Source organism: Janthinobacterium sp. 64, from assembly GCF_002813325.1.
Classification (GTDB): domain Bacteria; phylum Pseudomonadota; class Gammaproteobacteria; order Burkholderiales; family Burkholderiaceae_D; genus Janthinobacterium.
Genome location: NZ_PHUG01000001.1, coordinates 2,966,484 through 2,987,864, shown reverse-complemented (window position 1 = coordinate 2,987,864; position 21,381 = coordinate 2,966,484). Strand labels below are relative to the sequence as shown.

The window sequence follows — 21,381 nt, the reverse complement described above, 5'->3', positions numbered from 1 at the left end:
GATGCTGACGATTAACAATCTGAGCAAGAGCTTTGGCGGCGTGCATGCGGTGCAGGACGTGAGCTTTACCGTCAAGGAAGGCAATATCCACTCCGTGATCGGGCCGAACGGCGCCGGCAAGACGACCCTGTTCAACCTGATCACCGGTGTGTACACGCCGACCCGGGGCGAGATTTTGCTCAATGGCGAAAACGTGGCCGCCATGCCGCCCGATGCGCTGGCGCGGCGCGGCATGAGCCGCACCTTCCAGAACCTGCAGGTGTGCATGAACATGACGGCCATCGACAATGTGATGGTGGGTGCGCACCTGCGCCTGAACCAGAACCTGTTCGCCTCCATGCTGCGTTTGCCGTCCGTGCGCCGTGCCGACGCGGCTTGCCGCGACGAGGCGGCGGGCCTGATGGAGTTTGTCGGCGTGGGCCGGCACATCGACGACGAGGCGGGGCAGATGTCGTATGGCGCCTTGAAACGCCTGGAAATCGCGCGTGCGCTGGCGGCCAAGCCGAAGGTGCTGCTGCTCGATGAGCCGGCGGCGGGCTTGAACCATACGGAGACGGGCGAGATCGAAGCCTTGATACGCAAGGTGGCGCAATCGGGCGTGACGGTGGTGCTGGTCGAGCATGACATGAAACTGGTGATGAACCTGTCGGACCATATCCTGGTGCTCGACTATGGCAAGAAGCTGGCCGAGGGAACCGCCGCCGAAGTGCGCGCGAACCCCGATGTGGTGGCCGCGTATCTGGGAGTGGCGGCATGATGAAGATGGAAAAACCTCAGACACCGCTGGTGCTCGATATCGCTGGCCTGACCAGCCATTACGGCCGCATCCAGGCCCTGCACGGCATCGACCTGCAGGTACGGCAGGGCCAGCTGGTGGCGCTGGTGGGCGCGAATGGCGCCGGCAAGACGACCCTGCTGCGGGCCATCTCCGGCGTGCAGCCGGTCAGCGCGGGCAGCATCGTTTTCGCCGGCCAGGACGTCAGCCGCATGAGCGCCGACAAGCGCGTGCGCAGCGGCATTTGCCAGGTGCCGGAAGGGCGGCAAGTCTTCGGCCCCATGACGGTGGAAGACAATCTGCGCCTGGGCGCCTTTACGCGCCCCGCGCAGGACGTGGCGGGCGACATGGAGCGCATGTATGGCCTGTTCCCGATCCTGAAGGAAAAGCGCTTGCTGCTGGCCGGGACCTTATCGGGCGGACAGCAGCAGATGCTGGCCATGGCGCGCGCGCTGATGGGCCGCCCGCAACTGCTGCTGCTCGATGAACCGAGCATGGGCCTGGCGCCGCTCCTGATCGCGGAAATCTTCCGCATCGTGGCCGAACTGCGCGACCAGGGCATCACCATCTTCCTCGTCGAGCAGAACGCGCATGCGGCCCTGTCGATCGCCGACGTGGGCTACGTGATCGAGACGGGTGCGATCACCTTGTCCGGTCCGGGGCCGGAATTGCTGCATAACGAGCAGGTACAGAGCGCGTACCTGGGGATGTAACCCGAAGGGCAAAGGCTGGGGTCGGACCCTGAGGGTCCGACCCCGGCAGTGCAAGGTTGTGGGGTACAGGAAAGCGTCACCCCATTGCAGAATAGGAGAACAACATGGTCAAAGTCTACGAAATCAACGGCGTCACCCCCGTCGTCCACCCCAGCGCCTACGTGCACCCGTCGGCCGTGCTGATCGGCGACGTGATCGTCGGTCCGCGCTGCTATATCGGGCCGCTGGCCTCGATCCGCGGCGACTTCGGCCGATTGATCCTGGAAGAGGGCGCCAACTTGCAGGATACCTGCGTCATGCATGGTTTTCCCGGCTGCGACACGGTGGTCGAAGTCGATGGCCATATCGGCCATGGCGCCGTGCTGCACGGCTGCCGCATCGGCCGCAATGCCCTCGTCGGCATGAACGCCGTGGTGATGGACAACGCCATCATCGGCGCGGAATCCATCGTCGCGGCCATGAGTTTCGTCAAGGCGGGCATGATCGTCGCGCCGCGCAGCATGGTGGTGGGCACGCCCGCCAAGATCATCCGCGCGCTGACCGACGATGAAATCAAATGGAAAAGCTCGGGCACTGGCCAGTACCACGAACTGGCCGTGCGCTCGATGCAAACGATGCGCGAAGTGGACGCCCTGACGGAAGTCGAGGCAGGCCGCCAGCGCCTGAATTTCGAATCCGCCTTGCCGCTGCATTTGCACAAGAACGCCGCGGCGCAATAAGCAATATGGGCGTAGGTCGGATTAGCGGGGCCAAGCCCCGCGTAATCCGACGCCACCGCCAACATCATTTATGGAGAAAAAAATGGCTCACATATCCACCCTGCAAAGCCTGATCGCCGGCCGCTGGCTGGGCGAAAGCGCCGCCGTGCCCCTGCACAGCGCCTTGAACAACCGCGTCATCTATCACACGCATGCGGAAAAGATCGACTTCGACGAAGCCGTCACGTATGCGCGCAAGACGGGCGTGCCGGGCCTGATGGCGCTGGACTTCCAGCAGCGCGCCGCGCGCCTGAAAGCATTGGCCCTGTACCTGGTCGAGCGCAAGGAAGAGCTGTATGCGATCTCGCACCTGTCGGGCGCCACGCGCGCCGATAGCTGGGTCGACATCGAAGGCGGCACGGGCACGCTGTTCGCCTACGCCAGCATGGGCAGCAACGAGCTGCCGTCGTCGAACGTGCTGCACGAAGGCCCGGCCATCGCGCTGGGTAAAAAAGGCGGCTTCGCCGGCACGCACATCCTGGTGCCGCGCGGCGGCCTGGCCGTGCACATCAATGCCTTTAACTTCCCCATCTGGGGTTTGCTGGAAAAATTCGCGCCCAGCTTCCTGGCGGCCATGCCTTGCATCGCCAAGCCGGCCACGGCGACGAGCTATCTGACGCAGGCCGTCGTGCGCATGATGCATGAATCGGGCTTGCTGCCGGCCGGCAGTTTGCAGCTGGTGATCGGCTCTACGGGCGACTTGCTGGACCGTTTGAATGGCCAGGATTTCGTGACCTTCACGGGTTCGGCCGCCACGGCCGCCAAGCTGCGCACCAATCCCAACCTGATCGCCCAGTCCGTGCCCTTCAACGGTGAAGCCGATTCGCTCAATTGCGCCATCCTGGCGCCGGACGTCACGCCAGACGACGTGGAATTCGACCTGTTCGTCAAAGAAGTGGTGCGCGAAATGACGGGCAAGTCGGGCCAGAAGTGTACGGCAATCCGCCGCATCATCGTGCCCGAGCACTTGATGGATGCCGTCGGCACGCGCCTGCGCGAGCGCCTGGCCAAGGTGGTGGTGGGCGATCCGTCCATCGAAGGCGTGCGCATGGGCGCGCTGGCGTCGAAAGAGCAGCAGAACGACGTGGCCGAACGTGTCGCCACCCTGTCGCAGGGTAACGAGGTGGTATTTGGCGCGGCCGACGGTTTCAGTCCCCTCGGTGATGGGGCTCAGGATGGCAGCTTCTTCTCGCCGACCTTGCTGCTGTGCCGCGACGCCTTCGGCAACGACGCCGTGCATGACGTGGAAGCGTTTGGCCCCGTCAGCACCATGATGGGCTACAAGGATATCGACGAAGCGCTGGCACTGGCCGCGCGCGGCAAGGGCAGCCTGGTGAGTACCCTGGTGACGCGCGATCCGAAAATCGCCGCGCGCGTGGTACCGCACGTAGCGGCCACGCATGGCCGCGTGCACGTGCTCGAACGCGTGGCCTCCGTCGATTCGACGGGCCATGGCTCGCCGTTGCCGCAACTGAAGCACGGCGGCCCTGGCCGCGCGGGCGGCGGCGAGGAACTGGGTGGCGTGCGCGCCGTGCGCCATTACCTGCAACGGGCGGCCGTGCAAGGCTCGCCGACCATGCTGGCGGCGATCACGGGCGAATACGTGCGCGGCGCGGACGTCAATGAAAGCCCGATCCACCCGTTCCGCAAGCACTTCGAGGATTTGAAGACGGGCGACTCGCTGCTGACGCACCGCCGCACCGTCAGCGAGGCGGACATCGTCGCCTTTGGTGGCATTTCGGGCGACTTCTTCTACATGCACTTCGACGAAATCGCGGCCAAGGAATCGCAGTTCGGCAAGCGCATCGCCCACGGCTACTTCGTGCTGTCGGCCGCCGCCGGCCTGTTCGTCTCGCCTGGCGTCGGTCCCGTGCTGGCCAACTATGGCCTGGACAACCTGCGCTTCGTCGCGCCTGTCGCCATTGGCGACACCATCCGCGCGCGCCTGACTTGCAAGCGCAAGGTCGACCGCAACCGCAAGGACGTGTTTGGCGTGGGCCAGGGCGTGGTCGCGTGGGACGTGCAGGTGACCAACCAGAACGAGGAACTGGTGGCCAGCTACGATATTCTGACACTGGTGTCGAAGCGCGAGTAAGCGTTGCCGTAGCATGGCATCGGCCGGCGCCACCCGCGATCTTTGCGCGGGTGGCGTTTTTTTTATCCGAGTTCTTTTTGTCTTGAATTATCCATAAGTGTATGAAAAATATAGTGTAAGTGTGGTTTTGCACAGCGTGCTATTTAGATAAACCCCTCTAGAACGCGTGCTTTTTTCCTAAAAAATGGCAAAATCGTTAATTGCCTTAGGAAAACTTTTCAAAGCAGACTTTTTCTCTGTAGCATGGTTCTACTCACTGGTCACGCCGTTATTCACGCCATGCAAGGCGACGGCGGCGCAAAAAAGGACCCGGCCTGTTATGGCCGGTGAACCTCCGATCTAGAGCCCAACTCCACGACTAACGTTCACCGCTACGGGTATTTAATTACTATGAATAAACACGTCCTGATTTTTCTGCTGGCCATGCCCCTGGCCATCAGCCACGCCTACGCCGAAGATGTCGCCAGTGGCCCGACCGTCAAGATCAGCGGTTTCGGCACGGCCGCGCTGACTGTGGCCGATACCGACAAGGCGCAGTTCGCGCGCCCGAACCAGGCCGCCGGTGCCGGCAAGACAGCCCGTACGGGCGTCGATTCGAATCTTGGCTTGCAGGCCAATGTCACCGTCAATCCCTGGCTGTCGGCCACCGTGCAGGGCCTGGCGCGCAAGGATGGCGAGGATGATTTCGGCGCCGAACTGGCGTGGGCCTTCGCCAAGGCCAAGGTGTCGGACAGCTTCAGTGTGCGGGTTGGCCGCATGGGTCTGCCCGTCTTCATGATTTCCGATTACCGTAACGTGGGCTATGCCAACACCATGCTGCGCCCTCCCGGTGAAATGTATTCGCAGGTGCCGCTGAACAGCATCGACGGCATCGATGGCACTTACCAGTTCAGCGTGGGTGACACCAGCATCACCACGCAGCTGGCGCTGGGCCGCACCAAGGCCACCCTGGCAACGGGACCCGATTCGACCGTGCACGTGGAAGGCAAGTCCATCGTTGCGCTGAACATGGTGGCGGAACATGGCCCCGTCACGGTGCGTTTCGGCCGTGCCGAGACCAAGCTGACGATCAATGATTCGCCCAGCCTGAATACCTTGATGGGCAGCTTGCGCGCGGCCGGCAGCGGCTACCGGATCGCCCAGCTGGGCGCCCTGGCTGATGCGCTGGAAGTCAAGGACAAGAAGGCGTCCTTCACGTCCGTGGGCCTGGGCCTGGACTGGAACAATCTTCTGGTGCAGTCGGAGTATGCCAAGCGCAAGACGGACAGCTATATCAGCGACAGCACCTCGTGGTACTTGATGGGCGGCTACCGTATCGGCGCCTTTTTGCCGTATTACAGCCACGCCAGCCTGAAGGCCGATGATCGCGTGAACAACACCGTGCCGGCCGCCTGCCCGCCAGGCTATCCAGCCGCCTGCACGCCGACCCTGCGCGCCCTGTCGGCCGGCGTCAATACCATGGCCAACACGCGCAACCAGCTGGAGCAATCGACGGACAGCATCGGCGTGCGCTGGGACTTCCACCGTTCGGCCGCCTTGAAGGTGCAGATCGACCGCATCAAGCCGAAAAATGGCCAGGGCCTGTTCGTGCAAGCCAAGCCCGGTTTCAGCGGCCCCGTCACGGTGGTGGCTGCCGCCATCGATTTCGTTTTCTAAGGAGCGCCGCATGAAACCATTTATTTTGCATATGGCTGCCTTGCTGGCCTTGTCGAGCGCTGTTCCCGCCATGGCCGAAGTGGTCGTGGTGGTCAATCCCAAAAGCGCCGCCGGCGCCATGACGAATGAGCAGGTGGCGCAGTTTTTCCTCGGCAAATCGACGGCCATGACGCCGATCGACCAGCCGGAAAGCGCCCCTGTGCGCGCCGAGTTCTACAAGAAGGTGACGGACAAGGAACCGTCGCAAGCGAAGGCCCTGTGGTCCAAGCTGGTTTTCACGGGCAAGGCGACCTTGCCGAAAGAGGTGGCCAATAGCGCCGACGTGAAGAAGGCCGTGGCGGCCGATCCGAAAGCCATCGGCTATATCGAAAAGAGTGCCGTCGACGGCACCGTCAAAGTGGTGCTGACGGCGCCATAAAGCCGGCTCGGGCCGCACGCCATGCGGCGGCCCGATAATTCATCAAATCAGGAGACAGCAATGAGCATCAAACGCAAGATATGGGCGCTGCCTGTCGTCTCGGCCGTGATTTTCGGGCTGGGACTGGCCGTCAGTGCCTACTTGTCTACGGCCGCGCTCAATTCCATCCACGCTACCGAAAGTGCCGACTATCCCGTGCTCGACATGGCCAAGTCGCTGACCCTGGACGTGACTGCCGTCGGCGACGCCCTGCGCGACGCGGTCAGCGAAGGCGACAAGGAGCGCATCGGGCAAGTTGGCGGCCAGGCGGTCAAGCTGCGCGAAAAACTGGCCGCCTTTGCGGCGATCCCCGGCCAGCGCGAGCAGGGCCAGCGGCTGGCCAAAGAATTCGATGCCTACTATGCGCCGGCGCTGAGCGCGGCGCGCATCATGCTGGAAATGGAAGAGGGCGACCCGCAAGCGACCGTGGCGCGCATGCAGGGCGCGCTGGCGGTGCTCAATACGGACCTGGCAAAGACCAACGAGCAGGCGCAATTGCAGTTCAAGCAGGGTATTGAACGCAGCGCGGCCAACGTGCGCAATGCGCTCAATACCAGCATCGCCGTGGCGCTGGCCGTCATCGTCTGCCTGGTGGCCGTGTCGCATTTCGTCGTGCGCGCCATCTGGCAGCAGCTCGGTGGCGAACCCGAATACGCGCGCCAGATCGCGCGCGCCGTGGCCGATGGCGACCTCTCAATGGAGATCGCCACCGAGGCGGGCGACCAGGCCAGCCTGCTGGCGGCGCTGATGGAGATGCGCGGCCGGCTGGCCGGCATGGTGTCCGACATCAAGGCATCGGCCGAAACCATCCAGGTGGCCAGCGCGGAAATCGCGCAAGGCAATGCAGACCTGGCCGCACGCACGGAATCGCAGGCGGGCAGTCTGGATCAGACGGCGCGCAGCATGGATAGCCTGACCTCCACCGTGCGCGACAACGCCGCCAACGCGGGCCAGGCGCATCAACTCGTGGTGTTGGCATCGTCGGTGGCAGTCAAAGGCGGGCAAGTGGTCAGCCAGGTGGTTACCACCATGGGCGAGATCAACGATTCATCGAAACGCATCGTCGACATCATCGGCGTCATCGACGGCATCGCCTTCCAGACGAATATCCTGGCCTTGAATGCGGCAGTGGAAGCGGCGCGCGCGGGTGAACAGGGACGCGGCTTTGCCGTGGTGGCGTCCGAAGTGCGCAACCTGGCGCAGCGCAGTGCGGCAGCGGCGCGCGAAATCAAGCAATTGATCGGCGATTCGGTGGACCGGGTGAATGTCGGCTCGAAGCTGGTCGACGAGGCGGGGCTGACCATGGGCCAGATCGTCGATTCCGTGAAAAAGGTGGCCGACATCATGGCCGAGATCAGCGCCGCCAGCCAGGCGCAGAGCGCCGGCATCGGCGACATCGGCGTGGCCATCGGCAGCATGGACCAGATGACGCAGCAAAATTCCGCGCTGGTGGAAGAAGCGTCAGCGGCGGCCGAATCGCTGCAGGAACAGGCCGTGCAACTGGGCACGGCGCTGGCCGTGTTCAAGCTGGCGCAGGGCGCTCCTGCGGCTTACCTGGCGTTGCGGTGATGTCGGATTACGCGCAAGGCGCTAATCCGACCTACCTGACATTGGTGTGTGCGTAGGTTGGATTAGCGCAGCGTAATCCAACACAAGGGCGTCACGCTACGCCCGCAGCCCGAACGGATCGTCGATGCTGTGCGCCGGTTGCGTGAACCAGCGCGGACCGTTTTCCGTCATGTAAAAATGGTCTTCGTGGCGGATGCCGAATTCGCCGGGGATGCAGATCATCGGCTCGTTCGAGAAGCACATGCCCACGTCGAGCGGCGTCGTGTCGTTGCCCACCAGGTAAGGCCACTCGTGGATATCGAGGCCGATGCCGTGGCCGGTGCGGTGCGGCAGTCCCGGCAGCTTGTAGCCGGGGCCAAAGCCGTCTGCCTCCAGCGACACGCGCGCGGCGCGGTCCACGTCGCCGCAGGGCACGCCCAGCTGGGCGGCGGCGAAAGCCGCGGCCTGCGCCGCCTTTTCGCTGTTCCACACGGACCGCTGGCGCGCGCTGATCGTACCAAACACATAGGTGCGCGTGATGTCGGAGATGTAGTTCATCACTTGGCAACCCGTGTCGATCAGCACCGTGTCGCCCGCCTTCAGGGTCTGCACGTAGTTCACGCCATGCGGATAGGCGGTCGCTTCGCCGAACAGCACGATGCAGAAATATGAGCGTGGCGCACCCACCTTGCGGTGCGCGCGCTGGATGAATTCTTCCACTTCCACCGTCGTGATGCCTTCGACCAGCATGCTGGCCGTGGCCACGTGCACGGCCAGGGTCATGTCCATCACGCGCTGCATCAGGGCGATTTCCGCCGCTGACTTGCGGCTGCGGCAGTACGCCGTGACGGCGCGCGCGTTCTCCAGCGCGTAGCCGGGAGCGGCCGGCCGGATGCCATCGTAGATGAAGAAGGCGGCGCTTTCGCAGATGCCCACGCGCGGCGGCGCAGCAGTATCCTGGGCTATCCCCATGCGCGCCAGCACGTCGACGAACAGCTGGTACGGGCTTTCATGCTCTTCCCAGCAATTGACACGGCCTTCGATGAGCATGAAACCCGTCAAAGTGCTTTCCTCGAAGGCGGGGGCGATGTATTCGATCTCGCCGCTGGCCGGCAGGATGGCGCCCACCATGCGTTCGCTGGCATACCATTTGGTGCCCGTGAAATAGGTGAGGTTGGCGCCCGCGTTCAGGTAGATCGCGGCGACGCCCTGTTTGCGCATGAAGTCCTGCGCCCTGGCGATGCGCTGCGCATGTTCGTCCTTGCCGATGGGGACCATGCCGCCCGTCATGTCCGACAGCGATGCCAATGCCTGTTCGATGGAAGTGCCACCTATGCTCATGCCTGCTCCTTTGTTCGATGCTGAATATGGAATGCGGGGATGATATCAGTTCGCGCCTTCCGGCTTGAGCCCGGGCGCTGCCTTTTCTGGATAGTCGACAATCGTCGCGCAATGAAAAACGCCCCGCTGCAGCGATGCAGCGGGGCGTTTGAGCGCGCAAGCGCGGTTTATTTTTCCAGTTGCGTGCGCACGCGGGCAATTGCGGCGCGCACCTGGCGTGGCGCGGTGCCGCCCACGTGATCGCGCGCGGCGACGGAGCCTTCCAGCGTCAGCACTTCAAACACGTCTTCACCGGTCAACGGCGAAAACGCGCGCAACTGGGCCAAAGACAGGTCGGCCAGGTCGCAACCGGCATCGACGCAGGCGCGCACGGCCAGGGCCACCGCTTCATGGGCGTCGCGGAATGGCAAGCCTTTCTTGACCAGGTAGTCGGCCAAATCGGTCGCCGTGGCATAACCCTGCAGAGCTGCCGCGCGCATCGCTTCCGGCTTCACCGTGATGCCGCCGGCCATGTCGGCGAAGATGCGCAAGGTGTCGATGACGGTGTCGACGGTGTCGAACAGCGGTTCCTTGTCTTCCTGGTTATCCTTGTTGTAGGCCAGCGGCTGGCCTTTCATCAGGGTCAACAGGCCAATCAGGTGGCCATACACGCGGCCCGTCTTGCCACGGGCGAGCTCGGGCACGTCCGGGTTTTTCTTTTGCGGCATGATCGACGAGCCGGTGCAGAAGCGGTCGGCGATGTCGATGAAGCCGATGCGTGGGCTCATCCAGATCACCAGTTCCTCGGCCATGCGCGATACGTGCATCATCAGCACGGCGGAGGCGGCGCAAAATTCGATGGCGAAGTCGCGGTCCGACACGGCGTCGAGCGAGTTATGGCAGACGTCGTCAAAGCCCAGCGTTTTTGCCACGCGCAGGCGGTCGATGGGGAAGGTGGTGCCGGCCAGGGCGGCGGCGCCCAGCGGCAGGCGGTTGACGCGCTTGCGGCAGTCGGCCATGCGCTCGGCGTCGCGGCCGAACATTTCGACGTACGCCAGCATGTGGTGGCCGAAGGTGATCGGCTGGGCCACCTGCATGTGGGTAAAGCCCGGCATGATGGTGTCGGCATGCTGCTCGGCCAGGTCCGTCAGCGCGCTGCGCAACGTCGCCAGCAGCGCGGTGATGTCGTCGATGGCGGAACGCACGTACAGGCGGATGTCGGTGGCCACCTGGTCGTTGCGCGAACGGCCGGTATGCAAGCGCTTGCCCGCATCGCCGACCAGTTCGGTCAGGCGTTTTTCAATATTCAGGTGGACGTCTTCCAGGTCCAGCAGCCATTCGAACTGGCCGCTGGCGATTTCCTGCGAGATTTGCGCCATGCCGCGCACGATTTCCGCGTAGTCGGCCGGGCTGATGATGGCTTGCGCATGCAGCATTTCCGCATGGGCCAGCGAACCTTCGATGTCGAACAGCGCCAGGCGCTTGTCAAAAAATACAGAAGCTGTGTAGCGCTTGACGAGGTCCGAGACCGGTTCGGAAAACCGGGCCGACCAGGCTTCGCCCTTTTTGGAGAATTGATCAGTCATGAAAGAAGTCCTTTAGTGTACGGCGATTATAAACAAGGTTGGCCGGCGGTAGGGCTTTTAGGGGCTTGCAGGGCGCTGAAATGGCCGGGATTGGGGCTGGCAAGCGTCAAATGCCACGCTGCGGACGCTGTTGTGCGTTCCATCCGGGCTTTTTGTATTCTGTCCCGCGTATCGTGCGTTTGGTCGCAATCCGATGGCAGTTCAGGGGTGATCGGCCTACAGTTCAATCATCGCAACACACAACCAGCCACCCAAAGGACACCATCATGAACATCGCTAAAAACATGGAAGCCATCTTCGTTGCCATCATCGCCGTTGCCGCCGCCACCAGCCTGGCCACCGCCGCCGTGCCGAAATTGCGCGCCGCGCCGGCCGCTTCCGCCGCCCTCGCCGCCAGCACCGACCAAGCCACCATGCACACCGTGTATGTCAGCGCCAAGCGTTTGAGCGCCGAAGAAAAAGCCGCGCTGTAAGCGCGGCCATGCATTGTCTGCAGTATCAGGAAGCCATACCAGTAGCTCCATCAGCTTCAGCAATACAGCATCATCGGCAATCGGAACGGGCGGCGCCCCCGTTTCCTTTTCAGCCCAGGCGGAACGCGAGCTTCCCGCCATCCACAGCACTTTTCAGCTTGCCATCGGCATCGCCAATGGCGTGTTCCGTTTACTGCCAGTGCATCAGGCACGGTGGAATCAATAGCAGCAGCGCCAGCACCAGGTAGATCAGCTGCAGCGGAATCATCCACTTGGCCCAGGTAATCCACGGCACGCGCGCCAGCGCCAGTACGCCGACGGTGATGCCGGAGGTGGGGATCATCGGCGTGGTGAATTCGCCGAACTGGAAGGCCAGGATGGCCGTCTGGCGCGTCACCCCCACCAGGTCGGCCAGCGGCGCCATGATGGGCATGGTGAGCGCCGCCTGGCCGCTGCCGGAATGGATGAAGAAGTTGATCACCGACTGCATGAAGAACATCTTCTGTGCGGCGAAGACGGGACTCGACGAGGCCACCAGGGGCGTCAATGCATGCAGCATGGTGTCGATGATCTGCGCGTCGCGCGCCAGGATCATGGTGCCGCGCGCCAGCGCGATGACGAGCGCCACGCTGACCATGTCGCGCGCGCCCTGCACGAACGACGCCACCAGGCTGTCCATGTCGAGCCGGCCGACCAGGCCGACGACGATGGCCATCACCAGGAACAGCGCGGCGATTTCATCGATGAACCAGTCGTACTTGACGACGCCGACGACCATCGTCAGCAAGGTCGCCATGAAAATCCACAGCACCGCGCGGTGCGTGCGCGTCATGCCGGCAAAGCTGTCGAGGTCCAGCGTGTGTTCGCTGCGCTTTTCGATGTCGAGCAGGTAGGTCGGGCTTTTTTCCGGGTGGCGCTTGATGCGCGCCGCGTACCACATCAAAAACACGATGCTGACGGCCGTGGCGATGGCCCAGACGATCAGGCGGTAGCCGATGCCGGAAAAGATCGGCACGCCGGCGATGCCTTGCGCGATACCGACGTTGAACGGGTTCAAAAAGGCGGCGGAAAAACCCACTTGCGAGCCGATGAAGGGAATCGACACGCCCGTGATGGTGTCATAGCCCAGGGCCAGCGCCAGCGGCACGAAGATCAGAATGAAGGGAATGGCCTCCTCGTTCATGCCGAAGGTGGCGCCGCCCAGCGAAAACATGGTGAAGAAGACGGGGATGATGGCGGCGCGCACGAAGCGCGAACTGGTATGCGCCTTGGCGATGGCCTTGATCAGCGAATCGAAGGCTTCGGTTTTTTGCAGTACGGCGAAGGCGCCGCCGACGATCAGGATGAAGCCGATGATCAGGCTGGCGTCGACGAAACCCTTGATGGGCGCCATCATCAACGCGGCCAGTCCCTGCGGCTTGTTGTCGACGTAATGAAACGTGCCGGGAATGATCAGCTGTTTGCCGTTCACCAGTTGCGTATCGAATTTCCCGCCGGGTACCAGCCAGGTCGCCAGGGCGATCATGGCCAGGATGCCGCACAGCAGGACAAAGGTATTGGGCAGCTTGAATTTTCTCATGGCGTCATTGGCTCAGCAGGCTGCCGCCGCGGAAGGCGATGCTGCCTGCGACCTTGCCGACGTTCATGCCGCGCAAGACGTGGCGGTGGGCGCTGCGCGCAAAAAAGACACCGGCGACGCTGCAGCGCAAGGTCGTCGTCTCGCCGCTGACGGGATCGATCAGGTCGGCCAGCGCATCGCCTGCGGCCAGCACGTCGCCCATTTCGCGCAGATACACCAGTACGCCGTGATGCGGCGCGAGGATCGGCTCCACGCCGGCCAGCGGCGTGGGCTGGCACTGCAGCGCGGGCAGGTCGTCGCCGGCACCGGCGATCTCCAGCACACCCTCGATGGCAAGAAAGCGCAGCAGGGCGGCGGCGTCGCGCTCTGCCAGGGCGTAGCTCACTTCCACTTCGCCGCGCAATTCGACGGTGGTCGACAGGCAGGCGGCAGGAATCGGATAGCGGCCGCCGAAGTGCGCGTCGAGATCCCACCACAATCGGCTGCAGGCTTCGTCGAACGGCTCTTCGCCGGCCGCCAGTTCCAGCAGCACGGCGCGCGCACCCAAGAGCGCGGACAGGGGCGCGATCTGCGCCGCCAACGGCGTGCCCGTGTAGATGTGCAGGGCCGCCTCGTTATCGCAATGCAGGTCGAGCACGATGTCGGCATCGATGGCCATGCCCAGCAGGGTTTTCTTCAAGGTCTCCGCATCCGTGGACGGCCGCCAGGCGGCGACGGCGGCGCGCGCGTGCTCGCGTATCAGCGACACGTTGGCTTGCGCATCCTGTCCCAGCAGGCCAGCCAGCGTGGTTTTCAGTTCATCGGCCACGTGGCGGTAGGCGCGGTTGAAGTTGATGCCGGTGGTCAGGTCGAAGCGGCCGAACGGCGCGCCATGGATGGCTTGCGCCAGGCCGATCGGGTTGGCGGCCGGCACCAGGATGATTTCGCCATGCACCTTGCCGGCCGCTTCCAGCGCCAGCAGTTCGCGGCGCAGAAATTGCGACACCAGCATGCCCGGCACTTCGTCCGCGTGCAGCGCCGCCTGGATGTACACCTTTTTGCCGCTGCGGCTGCTGGCCGCTGCCGTGCCAAAGTGAAAGCTGCTCAACTGGCACGCTACGCTGGCGTGCGCGCTGGAGATGGGATGCTGTTGTACTTGCATGGTAAATTCGCCCCAAAACGGGGCGCAGTTGATGGATTTCGGTCGATTATGTAGCATTATTTTCACGAAGTAAATCAATGAAAATCCTTTTACAAATATTTGTTGAGTTTTCTTTTTGATATGAGTACAGTAAGTTCCAGCGACCCGTATTCGCCTTTTTATCCGTCATCCGCCATGCACAAGAACACAGGCCGCCAGTGATATGAAATCATCCGCCAGTCCTGCCCGTAACAGCAGCTTGCGCACGCCAGTGGCCGGCGCCCTGTCGTCGCCCGATGCCGCCTTCGCGCAATCGCCGTTGGGGCAAACGCTGATGCACGTGCTGGCCGGCGGCTCGGCCTCGCAGCGGCAGATCGCCGACTACCTGCTGCGCAACCAGATGCGCGTGACAGCGCTGGGCATCGAGGAGCTGGCCGACAGCTGCCAGGTATCGACGGCGACCATCAGCCGCTTCGCGCGCGACATCGGGCAAAAGAATTATTCGGCCATGCGCAGCGCCATGGCCGAAACCCTGCAATCGCTGTTGCAGCCGGTCGACAAATTGCGCCTTACCATAGAACGGCGCGCGCGCGCCACATCACCCATCACGGAAAGCCTGGAATATGCGGCCGCGAATATCGCCGCCACATCCGATGCCCTGTCGCCGCCCACCATGCAGGCCGTGGTGCGGCGCCTGACGCGCGCCAGGGTGGTGTATGTGATGGGGTTTGGCCTGTCGGCCAATCTGGCGGGCATGCTGGTGCAGCATCTGCAGCCGTTTTGCCCGCATGTGGTGGAAGTGGTGGGCATCGGCGGTTCGGAAGTGGCGGCCGGGCACCTGGTCAACCTGACGGCGCACGACGTGCTGGTGGTGATCTCGTTCCCGCGCTATACGCTCGACTGCATCGGCCTGGCCAGCTTTGCGCGCGACCGTGGCGCCTGCATCGTGGCGCTCACCGATTCTCCCGCATCCCCCCTGGCCGAACTGGCCGATCACGCCTTGTATGCGCAAAGCACGCATCCCGTCCTGCCCAGCAGCGCCAGCACGGCGCTGGCCATGATAGAGGCGCTGGCCGTGGCGCTGATGGTGTCGAACAAGAAGAACGTTGAAAAAGCGGCCCGCCTGAGCGACGTCATCGCCGCCTATCTGTACGGCGGCGAGCATGGCGTGCCAGGGCCCCGGAAAGCAGTATCCAGGCAGCGCAAGGCAGTACAAAAATCATGATAAAAATCAGACATACACCATTGGGGAGAGATGCAATGCACATGAAAAGACAGGACGGCCGTTCCGTATTGCCACGCGAGTCGGTGCTGGCGCAAGGCGTGCGCCTCGCGCTGGGCGCCTTGAGCGTGTCGGCGGCGCTGGGCATGCTGGCTGGCGGCGCACAGGCGCAAGAGCAAGATGGCGAGCCGGCGCCGAAAAAAATGCAGCGCGTGGAGATCACGGGTTCGGCCATCAAGCGCCTGGAATCGGAGACGGCGCTGCCGGTGCAGATCATCACGCGCGCCGAGATCGAGAAGGCGGGCGTGACGACGGCGGCCGAGCTGATGGCGCGCGTGTCGGCCAACGTGGGCGGCCTGACCGATGGCGTCAGCATCAACGTGGGCGGCGACCAGCGCGGCTTCAACAGCGCCAACCTGCGCGGCGTGGGTACCTCATCGACCCTGGTGCTGCTCAATGGCCGGCGCATGGCCAACTTTGCCTCGCCCGGCGACGATGCGGGCGTGGACCTGAATAACATTCCCGCCGCCGCCCTGCAGCGCGTGGAAGTATTGCTCGACGGTGCTTCGGCCCTGTACGGCACGGATGCCATCGGCGGCGTCATCAATTTTATTACGCGCAAGGATTACCAGGGCGTGGAGCTGAATGTCTACGGCAGCCGCACCGATGAAGGCGGGGCCGGCAAGCGCACGGCCAGCATCACGGCTGGCACCGGCGACCTGGCGGCGGATGGCTACAATATCTTTGCCGTGGTCGACCTGCAAAAAACCGACCGCCTGAGCACTTCGCAGCGCAAGTTCATTCCGAACCTGCATGTGCCGGAGCGGCTCGGCCACCTCTTGTCCGGGTACACAAGCCCTGCGAACATCGTACTGTCGGAGGAACAGTTTGAGGCGCTCAAGGGCTTCCCGCTGAACGGACGCCCAATTTCGAAGGGGACGATCAATACCGGAGCTCCCGGCTGTCATCCACCGGCCAACCTGCACCTACCTAATGGTACCGGTGGCGTTGACGGCTGTACCTATGATTACATGGGCGATACAGAGCTGTATCCGAAATCCGACAAGCAGAATTTCCTTACGCGTGGAGTGTTGAAACTGAACGCCGACCATCAGCTATATGCGGAGGTTGCCTTGAGTCGTTCGCGTACCTATTATGCAGGTTCTTCCGCGCGCGTGCGCGCCTATGTCGATGCGAGCAGGATTCCGCAATTGGCAGGTTCTGGCCTTTTCACTGCTGTTGATGAGGATGGCGAGCCAATCGACACAGAGCTGGAATTGCGTATCCGATTGAACGAAGGCGGCATGCGTACCAGCGAGCTGACCAGCGATAGCCAGCGCATCGTGGTGGGGGCGACCGGTACGGCGGCGGGATGGGATTACGATGTAGGTGTCAACCATAGTGTGAATACTGTACGCGACAGAGATACGCATGGATACCTGCTGTATAAAGAGCTCAAGAAGGGTATCGCCGATGGCCTTATTAATCCTTTTGGCCCCTCGGGAGCCGAAGGCAAGGCGCTGATTGATAGCCTTCAGGTCAATGATGAAGTACGTCATGCGCGTGGCACCATGGATGCCCTGGATTTCAAGGTGTCGCGCGCCTTGATGGCTATGGGCGGCGGCGATATGGCGCTGGCCGTGGGTGGCGAAGTGCGGCGCGAGCGCACGGAGTTCCGTCCTTCCGAACTGCTGATGAGTGACAACATCAATAACGATGATGCCCCAGAAGGCGGAAAACCCACCAGCGACAGCCGCAACGTGCAAGCCATTTACAGCGAACTGCTGCTGCCATTCAGCAAGCAGTGGCAGGCGCAGCTCTCGGGCCGCTATGACCATTACCAGCAGGTGGGCGGCGCCTTGAGTCCTAAAATCGGCCTGACCTACATGCCCAGCAAGCAGGTGCTGCTGCGCGCGTCGGCCGGCAAGGGCTTCCGCGCGCCTTCCATGTCCGAGTTGCACCGTCCCACTGTTTACAGCAGCACGGCCACCCTGCCTGATCCCGTGTATTGTGCGTCTATCGATTACGATTACACGCGATGCACATATAACTGGGATACGCGCCGCTACAGCAACGACAAGCTGAAACCAGAGCGCAGCCGCCAGTTCACGGCCGGCCTGGTGCTCGAACCGAGCCAGCACTGGACCTTCAGCTTCGATTACTGGAACATCAAGCGCACGGACCTGATCAGCGAAATCGGCGACGACATCATCCTGTCCAACCTGTCCAAGTACGGTGACCTGGTGCACCGCGATGAAGACAATGAAATCGACTACATCGAACTGCGCAAGGAAAACCGCGGTGCGCAAAAAGCTGCGGGCATCGATATCACTGCCGACCTGCACGGTGTGAAAACGGCCTGGGGACGTTTCGGCGGCCACCTGAGCGGCACGTATGTGCTCGACTCGAAAATCCAGACCAGCCCTGGAGACGCTTTTATCAGTAACCTCAATAAATTCGTCACGGACGGCGTGGTGCAGCGCTGGCGCCATACGATCACACTGGACTGGGACAACGGCCCGTATTCGGCCAGCCTGTCGAACACGTATTCGAGCGGCTATGATGACCAGAATTCGGCCATCAACACGGACGACGGCAGCGTGGTCAAACCGAACCGGGTGAAGGCCTACACGCTGTGGGATATGTCGGGCGCGTATGCGGTCAGCAAGCAGTTCAAGCTGCGCGTGGGCATACAGAATCTGTTCAATACCAGCCCGCCGTACTCGAACCAGGCGTACTACTTCCTGTCCGGCTATGACCCTACTTATTCGGACCCGCGTGGCCGGCGCTTCTATGCCAGCGCCAATTACAGCTTCAAATAAGGCGGCAAAGCAGGAGATGCCGCAATACGGCTGTCACACGCAGCGGGTAGTATCGTAGCTCGATGGCGTTGGGTTGCAAGCGGCAGTTTTGGCAGCAAGGGCGCGCGCCGGTATCAACAAGCGCGCGCCCCTTTCCATGTATTCGAGAGGCACCATGAAATCATCTTCAAGCCTGTATCACACCTTCCGCGCCGCGCTGTTGTTCGCGCTGGCATTGTGCAGCTTCCATGCCGTGGCGGCGCCTGGCGGCAGTGCCATTGGCAGCGCTCCGCAGGGCACCCTCGTCATCATCGGCGGCGGCCTGCGCGCCGACAATGCCGAAGTCTGGCAGCGCATCGTCAAGCTGTCGGGCGGGCCGGGCGCGCGGATTGCCGTGCTGGCCTCTGCCGCGATGAATCCGGAAAAATCGGGTGAAAGCATCATCCAAAAACTCAATCAATATGGTGCCGACGCCTTTTTCGTGCCGCTGGCCGTCAAGCTGCCCAATCGCGATTACCGCAAGGCCGCCGAAGACCCGGCCATCGTCACGCAGATCAAGTCGGCCAGCGGCATCTATTTTGCCGGCGGCGACCAGGGGCGCATCACGCAAGCCTTGCTGCGCCCGGACGGCAGCCGCACGGCCGCGCTGGAAGCCATCTGGTCGGTCTACCGCAACGGCGGCGTGATCGCCGGTTCCAGCGCTGGCGCCGCCATCATGAGCACCACCATGTTCTACGACGCCAAGCCCGTGCTCGACATGCTCAAGATGGGCGTGACGGATGGCCGCGAGATCGCGCCTGGCCTCGGTTTCATCGGCAGCGATGTCTTCGTGGACCAGCATTTGCTGGTACGCGGGCGTTTTGCCCGCATGATTCCCGTGATGCTGAAAAAAGGCTATCACCTTGGACTGGGCATCGATGAAAACAGTGCCATGGTGGTCGACGCCATGCGCGACGTGGAAGTCATCGGCTACAGCGGCGCCTTGCTGATCGACCTGTCGGGCGCCATCAGCGACCGTGGCGTGAAAAATTTCAATATCAGCAATGCGGCCATCAGCTACCTGGACCGGGGCGATAAATTCAACCTCGTCACGCGTGTGTTTACGCCTTCGCCGGACAAGGCCGACAACAAGCTCGATCCGAACCAGCCCGACATGCGCGAACCCGTATTTACCAACGATATCCTCGGCAATAACGCCGTGCTCGACCTGATGGGCAATTTGATCGACAACGCGCAGCAGGAAGCCATCGGCATCGCCTTCGGCAACCCGCGCGACCCGTATCCGGACCTCGGCTTCGAATTCCGCTTCAGTAAAACCGTCAACAGCGTCGGCTACAGTTCGACCGAGGCGGAAGCATATTCGGTGCTGAAGCTGCGCCTCGACATTCGCCCGATCCAGCTGCGCCAGCCGCTGTACCGCTACAAGTAAGCGCAGCGCTACCTCCGCCAGCGCGGCCACGCGGCGATCGTCAAGGCCCGCAGCAGCCACTCGACGGGGCCATACGCATGGCCGCGCAGCCACCAGCGGCTCAAAGGCAGTTGCAGGCAGAAGATGATGGCGGCCAGCGCCAGTGCACCGAGCGGCGACACACTGCCCATCAGCCGCGCGCCATACGCGAGGAACAGCACGGCGCAGATGGCCGACTGCAGCAGGTAGTTCGACAGGGCCATGCGGCCCGTGTCGGCCAGCAGCGCAAACAGCGTGCCGTCGCGCAGGCGCTCGAACAGCGATAGCGCCAATGCCAGGTAGGCGCCGGCCAGCAGCGGCGCGGTGGCCAGGCCCACGGCCAGTCCCGCCACCTGCCATGCCTGGCTTTGCGCATACACGGACGTCCACGCGTAAAAGGCTGCGCCGGGCAGGCCCACCAGCGCCCCGGCCCACAGCAGGCGGCGACGCAGCGGCAGGTAATCGCTGGCGTGCAGCAGCATCTCGCGCTTGCCGGCGGCCAGGCCGCACAGGAACATGGCCAGCGCGCACGGTGCCTGCACCAGCAGCAGGACGATCCAGATTTCACTCAGTTCGCGCAGGTGCTGATGGACGACGGCGGCGGGCGTGGCGCGGTAGGCGGCCAGCGCGCTTGCCGCCTTTTGCGCCATCGCCACGGCGTTGTCCGTCGCGTCGCCCGCCGGCTGCAGGCTTTGCAGCCAGGCCATGCCCGCCCAGAACGCCACGCAGACGGCGACGAGCGTCAACGCCAGGGACAGTGCCTGGCGTTCACCGCAGCGGTGCAGCGCCAGCAGCACGATGCCCAGCACGGCGTAAGTGGTGAGTATGTCGCCATGAAACAGCAACACGGCGTGCAGGGCGCCGATCAGCCACAGGCCCGCTTGCCGGCGCAGCATGCGCGGCACGAACGGCGCCTCGGCGCGCGCCGCCGCCTGCATCTGCAAGGTGAAGCTGTAGCCGAACAGGAAGGAAAACAGCAGGTAGAACTTGGTCTCGAACAGCAGCGCGACGAGAAAGTGCGTGGCGCGGTCCACGCCGCCGTGAAAGGCGGGATCGGGCATGCCCAGGCCGAACCAGGGCGTGGCGAAGGCGCCGATATTGACGACCAAAATGCCGAACAGGGCGCAGCCGCGCAGGGCGTCGACGTCGGCGATGCGCGCCGGCGGGATTGGCATGGCGCCGCTCATGCCTGGGCAGGGCGCAGGAAGCGCGCCAATAGCAGGTGCAGGCTGGCGCGCTGCGCCAGCGGTGCGTAATCGGGATCGACGGCGACCCGGTTGAAGATGCCGTCGATCAGCGCGGCGATCCAGCCGGCCGTTTGCGCGGGGTCGAGCGCGGCGTCAACCTGGCCTCGCGCAGCAGCGCTTTCCAGCAGCGCCTGCACGCCGGCGCGCAGCACGGCATCGTTGCGCGCCACCCTGGCCGCGATGTCCTGGTCGCGCATCGCTTCGGCGGCAATGTCCAGCGCCAGCCCCGCAAAATCCCCGTCGGACGCCAGCGCCAGCACCAGGTCCATGAAGTCGAGCAGGGCGCCGTAGGCATCGGCGCTGCCTTGCACGCCGGTGAAATAGGCGGCCGTCTCGCTGCCTTCCTGGTCGACGATGGCGGCGATGATGGCTTGCTTGGTGGGGAAGTAATGAAACAGGTTGCCGGGACTCATGCCCGCTTGCGCGCAGATGGCGGCGGTGCTGGTCTGGTGAAAGCCCTTGCGTGCGAAGCAACTGCGCGCGGCGGCGAGAATGGCATCGCGGCGGGCCGCGTGTTTATCGGGATCGATGGTGCGCATGGGCTTACCCTTTAATTAGTAGACTGGTCAATCTAATATAGTCCG

General features: G+C 63.2%; 17 protein-coding genes. 11 read left to right on the top strand and 6 right to left on the bottom strand.

The features are described 5' to 3' along the window. Window position 1 precedes the first annotated feature (1 nt). The 7 genes from CLU91_RS13130 to CLU91_RS13100 all read left to right on the top strand — a co-directional run bounded on the left by CLU91_RS13130 (window position 2) and on the right by CLU91_RS13100 (window position 8,023). Window positions 2-757 (top strand): ABC transporter ATP-binding protein, encoded by a 756-nt coding sequence (locus CLU91_RS13130; RefSeq protein ID WP_086137156.1) that lies wholly within the window; start codon window positions 2-4, stop codon window positions 755-757. After that, window positions 757-1,488 (top strand): ABC transporter ATP-binding protein, encoded by a 732-nt coding sequence (locus CLU91_RS13125; RefSeq protein WP_100874516.1) that lies wholly within the window; start codon window positions 757-759, stop codon window positions 1,486-1,488. The genes CLU91_RS13130 and CLU91_RS13125 overlap by 1 nt, the downstream gene beginning before the upstream one ends. A 104-nt stretch (window positions 1,489-1,592) precedes the next feature. After that, a complete protein-coding gene (gene paaY / locus CLU91_RS13120; protein ID WP_100874515.1) occupies window positions 1,593-2,207 on the top strand; it encodes a phenylacetic acid degradation protein PaaY in 615 nt (204 codons plus the stop codon). Window positions 2,208-2,289: 82 nt separating this feature from the next. Further along, the gene (gene paaZ, locus CLU91_RS13115; protein WP_100874514.1) at window positions 2,290-4,341 is read left to right on the top strand and encodes a phenylacetic acid degradation bifunctional protein PaaZ; all 2,052 of its coding nucleotides are present in this window, start codon (window positions 2,290-2,292) and stop codon (window positions 4,339-4,341) included. A 390-nt stretch (window positions 4,342-4,731) separates the two neighbouring features. Beyond that, the gene (locus CLU91_RS13110; protein ID WP_100874513.1) at window positions 4,732-5,997 is read left to right on the top strand and encodes a hypothetical protein; all 1,266 of its coding nucleotides are present in this window, start codon (window positions 4,732-4,734) and stop codon (window positions 5,995-5,997) included. A 10-nt stretch (window positions 5,998-6,007) separates the two neighbouring features. Then, window positions 6,008-6,415 (top strand): hypothetical protein, encoded by a 408-nt coding sequence (locus CLU91_RS13105; protein WP_100874512.1) that lies wholly within the window; start codon window positions 6,008-6,010, stop codon window positions 6,413-6,415. Window positions 6,416-6,475: 60 nt separating this feature from the next. Beyond that, entirely contained in the window at window positions 6,476-8,023 is a 1,548-nt protein-coding gene (locus tag CLU91_RS13100) for a methyl-accepting chemotaxis protein (RefSeq protein WP_100874511.1), read from the top strand. Between the two features lie 96 nt (window positions 8,024-8,119). Here CLU91_RS13100 and CLU91_RS13095 read toward each other — a convergent pair whose 3' ends face one another. Together CLU91_RS13095 and argH are read right to left on the bottom strand one after the other, a co-directional pair. Next, complete coding sequence (locus CLU91_RS13095; protein ID WP_100874510.1) at window positions 8,120-9,343, bottom strand: M24 family metallopeptidase; 1,224 nt, start codon at window positions 9,341-9,343, stop codon at window positions 8,120-8,122. Window positions 9,344-9,510: 167 nt separating this feature from the next. After that, a complete protein-coding gene (gene argH, locus CLU91_RS13090) occupies window positions 9,511-10,908 on the bottom strand; it encodes an argininosuccinate lyase (RefSeq protein WP_100874509.1) in 1,398 nt (465 codons plus the stop codon). 266 nt (window positions 10,909-11,174) lie between these two features. On the opposite strand from argH, the gene CLU91_RS13085 reads away from it, so the two are divergent. After that, window positions 11,175-11,381 (top strand): hypothetical protein, encoded by a 207-nt coding sequence (locus CLU91_RS13085; protein ID WP_100874508.1) that lies wholly within the window; start codon window positions 11,175-11,177, stop codon window positions 11,379-11,381. 190 nt (window positions 11,382-11,571) lie between these two features. Here the strand turns inward: CLU91_RS13085 and CLU91_RS13080 are convergent, their stop codons facing one another. Next, the gene (locus CLU91_RS13080; protein ID WP_100874507.1) at window positions 11,572-12,960 is read right to left on the bottom strand and encodes a YfcC family protein; all 1,389 of its coding nucleotides are present in this window, start codon (window positions 12,958-12,960) and stop codon (window positions 11,572-11,574) included. A gap of 4 nt (window positions 12,961-12,964) precedes the next feature. Then, window positions 12,965-14,101: a succinylglutamate desuccinylase/aspartoacylase family protein gene (locus CLU91_RS13075; RefSeq protein WP_100874506.1), complete on the bottom strand. Its 1,137-nt coding sequence runs from the start codon at window positions 14,099-14,101 to the stop codon at window positions 12,965-12,967. A gap of 202 nt (window positions 14,102-14,303) precedes the next feature. Between CLU91_RS13075 and CLU91_RS13070 the strand changes: the two genes are divergently transcribed. From CLU91_RS13070 to CLU91_RS13060, 3 genes are all read left to right on the top strand, one after another. Beyond that, window positions 14,304-15,305 (top strand): MurR/RpiR family transcriptional regulator, encoded by a 1,002-nt coding sequence (locus CLU91_RS13070; protein ID WP_100874505.1) that lies wholly within the window; start codon window positions 14,304-14,306, stop codon window positions 15,303-15,305. 35 nt (window positions 15,306-15,340) lie between these two features. Beyond that, window positions 15,341-18,124, top strand: a complete 2,784-nt coding sequence (locus CLU91_RS13065; protein WP_100874504.1) for a TonB-dependent receptor — start codon at window positions 15,341-15,343, stop codon at window positions 18,122-18,124. Window positions 18,125-18,278: 154 nt separating this feature from the next. Beyond that, window positions 18,279-19,532, top strand: a complete 1,254-nt coding sequence (locus CLU91_RS13060) for a cyanophycinase (protein ID WP_096237891.1) — start codon at window positions 18,279-18,281, stop codon at window positions 19,530-19,532. 8 nt (window positions 19,533-19,540) lie between these two features. On the opposite strand, the gene CLU91_RS13055 is transcribed toward CLU91_RS13060, so the two are convergent. Continuing rightward, complete coding sequence (locus CLU91_RS13055) at window positions 19,541-20,725, bottom strand: DUF418 domain-containing protein (RefSeq protein WP_100876717.1); 1,185 nt, start codon at window positions 20,723-20,725, stop codon at window positions 19,541-19,543. 8 nt (window positions 20,726-20,733) lie between these two features. Continuing rightward, on the bottom strand, window positions 20,734-21,336 hold the full coding sequence (locus CLU91_RS13050; protein WP_100874503.1) for a TetR/AcrR family transcriptional regulator: 603 nt from the start codon (window positions 21,334-21,336) through the stop codon (window positions 20,734-20,736). Window positions 21,337-21,381: the final 45 nt, after the last annotated feature.